Origin of the sequence: Mesorhizobium sp. M2A.F.Ca.ET.037.01.1.1, assembly GCF_003998075.1 — a bacterium.
GTDB lineage: Bacteria > Pseudomonadota > Alphaproteobacteria > Rhizobiales > Rhizobiaceae > Mesorhizobium.
The window spans coordinates 1-4,215 of sequence record NZ_RZSA01000599.1; the positions used below are offsets into that span (position 1 = coordinate 1).

Here is a 4,215-nt window from a genome sequence, read left to right on the forward strand (position 1 = left end):
ACGCCTTACATTGTAAGACCAGGCTCCAACCCAAACCAGATGAGCGCACCGACCGAGCGGGCGGCACCGGCTTTGAACGGAGGGGGCGCTCCGACGAATTCCGTGACAAGTCCCCCGCGAGACCGCGCTGCTATCCGTGCGGGCGCGCCAAGCGCCCAGGGCGGTCTCGGCTTCATCATCGAATAGTGTCATCCAAAGATGTTGCGTTTTATAATCCTCTTTGTCGCTCTGGCACCAAGCGTAAGTGGCTGCACAAGCACTACGCCAGTTGATGTCGAACCATCGGCACCAATGCTTGTCCGAGAGGAGACCACCGTCCTGACGTTGCAAAGCCTGCGCGCTTCCGAACGGCAGCGTTTGCGTGTTTTCCTAGACAAGGCCAGTCGCGGCCGGTTCGATGCCATCCACCTCCTCATCAGCGGTTCGCCCCAGCTCAGCGCAGGGGTAGCCCATCAGGCCAGGCAGTTGGCAATCGAAGAAGACAACATTCAATTGCGCGATCAACACGACGCCGGCTCAGTGCGAATTGAGGCGATTGTCTATCACGCCCGTCCGCCGGTCTGTCCCTCATATGGTGCCTTACCCAATGAAGAATCCTTCAAACAGCCGCTTGGTTGTTCGACAGGACATAACCTGGCCGTGATGGTCAACGATCCGCGCGATCTGCTCGACAATCAGGCCGTCAAGGCCGGCGATGGCGATCGTGCTTCTGTACCAGTTGCAACTTACAGAACATTCGGGACGGATAAAGGTGGCTGATACCGCCCTTATCTCGGCAGCACTCCTACCGGAGATTGAAAGCTTCCAATCGCGTCCTGATCTAAAATAAAAGGAACCGCTGGATGCAATATAGGCGCTATATCGAGGGCCTTAGGGCCGTTGCTGTACTTCCGGTCGTACTCTTTCATTTCGGAATTTCGGCGATCCCGGGTGGCTTTAGCGGGGTCGATATCTTCTTCGTCATCTCCGGCTACCTAACCAGCGGAAGCCTCCTGGATGACCTTGAACGCGGCCAATTTTCCATCGTCAACTTCTACTGGCGCCGTGCCCGGCGCATTCTGCCGGCGCTCGTCTTTGTGATGCTTCTCACCTGCATTGCAGCATTGTTCATTCTTCTGCCACCGGATCTGCGCGGATTCAGTCTTAGCATCATAGCTACCTCGACCTTCTGGTCGAACGTTTTCTTCTGGAAAACGTCAAGTTACTTCTCTATCGATGCCGCGCTTCTACCACTGTTGCACACTTGGCCGCTTTCCGTAGCGGAGCAGTACTACATCTTCGCACCAATCCTGATGTTCCTAATCTATCGCTACATCGGGAAGCGCTGGCTGACGACACTTCTTCCGATAATTCTCTGCAGCTTCGTAGTGGCGGTGATGGCGACATCGCTGGCACCCACCGCCGGATTCTATCTGCTGCCGACCCGAATCTGGGAACTCATGTTGGGCGCCCTGCTCATGCTCAAATGCCCCTCGCCGCTGGGCAACCGATTCCTGATGGAGTCGGTGGGGGTGGCCGGATTTGGCCTTCTCGCCATCGGGTTCTTCGCGATTTCGGCGAGTGATCCGTTCCCAGGCTACAACGCCTTGTATCCATGCATCGGAACGGCCCTTCTGATCTATGTTGGCCAAAATACCCCCTCGACGGTCGCCACCCGCATGCTCGAAGTCCGGCCGCTGGTCTGGATTGGGCTCATCTCGTATTCGTTGTATCTTGTTCACTGGCCTCTCAATGCGTTCGCGCACTATCTTTCGTTCCAAAAACTCGATCCGTTGATGACCGGTGCGATGTTGGTGGCAAGCCTCGCATTGGCTGCATTCTCCTGGAAGTTTGTAGAGCAGCCGTTTCGACAGAAGAGGGCCTTCACCTCCCCGGGGCCTATCTTCGCCTTTCAGCGCTCGCGATCGTTGTCCTTTGTGCCGGCGGAGCGGCGGGGGCGCTCGGCAATGGCTTTCCGCAACGGTTTCCGGACTATGTCCAGCGGCGCATTTCCGTCGGGGACTGGAGGAATGGCATCTGTTTCAACGAGGGCACCAGCCGGATCGAAAGCTGGAATATGGAGGATTGCACGCGCACCAGCGGTTTTCCAACAACGGTTTTTTTGTGGGGCGACTCCTTCGCCGCGCACTATGTTTCCGGCTTGGGTGCTAACATAAATCGATTGCAGGCGAACATCGTTGAATATACGTACGCCAGCTGCGCGCCGATACTCTATTACTACCCTTACGATCGTCTTGATTGTGTCCGGTTCAATCGCAAGGCCTTGGACGTCATCTTGGAAGCGGACATCAAGACGGTTATCCTCAGCGGTAGATGGAGTGACTATGAGGTCAGAGGTTTCGACGGTCTTCAGCAAACAATCGCTACGCTTCGTGCCCTGGGCGTGCGCGTGTTTGTCATCGGCCAGTCTCCGCAGTTCCCAACTGACGTCCGGAAAATTGCGTTCTTCGCCAAGCGCCAAAATCTGGACGATACGTCCTGGCCGATCGCGATGGACCCCGACATCAACGAACGTGTGCGCTCATTTACCAAAGGCGCCACATTCATCGATCCGCTGAAATTCCTGTGCAGCGCAGGACGCTGCGCCTATTCCGATAGAGGAGAGTTTTTATATTTCGACTATGGTCATTTCTCTTCAGCCGGCGCCACACTGGCAATCTCGAAATACTGGCCGGCTTTTGGCAAGGACAATGCTCTTCCTAAGACGAAGTAGCGGCTCAGCGGCTGACAAGCACCAGTACGGGTCCCAGTGATAGCTCCTGCTTCCGCAGCAGCCGCGACGATGGAGCTGTTCAGGTTTAAGGCCCCCCGATAGTGACCTAGGATGGGTGCTGCCACGCGGCTCGGACTCAGCGTGCATTATCACGTAAATGTTGAGAGAATGAATGGCGCCGCGAAGGGCAATTCCAGCCGTCCAAAGCGACAGGCGTGTCGCGGCCTCGACATTGCAGTGGCGCTTACCTAACACGGCCTCACACTGCCCTCTAAGCGGCCCCGAATTTGAACTGACGGCCCCTGGCCGGTTCATCGGGCAGGTCAAGGGCTAGGTGTAGTACACAGGGCTCATAACTTTCAGTTTCTAGTTGGTACGATGGGCCGTGGACGGTCGATGCAGACTTCAAGATGGCGAACGAAGCTCTCCATGCGTGCGTTGTCGAGGCAAGTGCCTTTGCCATGCTCGCGACTGGAGAGATTTCAAAATGAGCCTTGTAAGCGGAGAATGCCGCCGACGCTGTTCGGCTTGCTCGTGCCCTTGACGGCGGTAGGCTCGGCAGGGCCGAGGCCAGAGTTGCCGTAGTGGTCGTAATCGACCTCGGCTGTGACCGTGAAGCCGGGAACGACCATGTAGGCGACGTTTGCAGCCACACCAGCATCCTTGAGCTGATCACCCGAGACCTGAAGGTTGAACGAAGTTTTCTCGTCAAACTCGTAGGTGGCGCCCGCCCAGAAAGCCCACTGGCCGTTCCAGATTTTGTACGAGCCGCGCCCATGATTGGCAATTGCGCCGTTTGAGTCCTCGTTGAGACTGGCATTGGAACCGTAGCCGAAGAGTCCAAACAGCGACAGCTGGTTTGTGACAGCGACGTCGACGCGGATCTTGCCGGCAAAAGCTTCGTAATTGCTGTCATAAGCCGCGACGCCGGTGATCGAGCCCCAGCCTTGCGTGTATTTCAAGCCGGCGACAACGTGCGGAATATAGCTGTCGATAGTACCGGCTGAGCCCGATCCTTGTTCGAGCGAAATCACAGTCGAAATGCCGTTGCCGGCGTCGAAGTGGTACTGAGCCACGTTGGTGTCGAAGCCGGCCGACGGAACGAGCATACTATCGAGAACGTCGCCAGCGTAGCTTACAAACGTATCGAAGGCCGACCCCTCCTTGCCAACTCGCAGGCCTCCCAGCTCGACCCAGGCAGAAGCCAGTGCGAGGCCGCTGTTGAAATCATAGTTCTGAGGACTGTCATGCGAGTTAGCGCTGTTGCCAAAATTCACGTGGGTTTCGGTATAGGTCGTCAACGCGCCGAGCTCGGTCTGCTGGCCGGTCCAAGTTTTGAACGTGAAGCGTGTGCTGTTTCGCCAAGTGCCTTGGTCCTCGCCAGTTCTCACGTCCGAGGTTCTTGCGCTGTCATACGATCGGACGTCACCCAGGCCGATATCGTAACGGACATAGCCGCCGATGCGCAGGCAGGTCTCGGTGTTGGGAATATAGGAATATCC

General features: G+C 56.7%; 4 protein-coding genes. 3 read left to right on the plus strand and 1 reads right to left on the minus strand.

The features are described 5' to 3' along the window. Positions 1–198 precede the first annotated feature (198 nt). The 3 genes from EOA27_RS25065 to EOA27_RS42285 all read left to right on the plus strand — a co-directional run bounded on the left by EOA27_RS25065 (position 199) and on the right by EOA27_RS42285 (position 2,713). The gene (locus EOA27_RS25065; RefSeq protein ID WP_063169261.1) at positions 199–759 is read left to right on the plus strand and encodes a CpaD family pilus assembly lipoprotein; all 561 of its coding nucleotides are present in this window, start codon (positions 199–201) and stop codon (positions 757–759) included. An 83-nt stretch (positions 760–842) separates the two neighbouring features. Continuing rightward, a complete protein-coding gene (locus EOA27_RS25070; RefSeq protein WP_245491154.1) occupies positions 843–2,156 on the plus strand; it encodes an acyltransferase in 1,314 nt (437 codons plus the stop codon). Next, positions 2,057–2,713 (plus strand): SGNH hydrolase domain-containing protein, encoded by a 657-nt coding sequence (locus EOA27_RS42285; RefSeq protein ID WP_245475459.1) that lies wholly within the window; start codon positions 2,057–2,059, stop codon positions 2,711–2,713. Before EOA27_RS25070 ends, EOA27_RS42285 begins: the two co-directional genes overlap by 100 nt. A 482-nt stretch (positions 2,714–3,195) precedes the next feature. On the opposite strand, the gene EOA27_RS25075 is transcribed toward EOA27_RS42285, so the two are convergent. Then, positions 3,196–4,215: porin (locus tag EOA27_RS25075; RefSeq protein ID WP_145970515.1), on the minus strand; the 1,020-nt coding region annotated here is incomplete at its 5' end.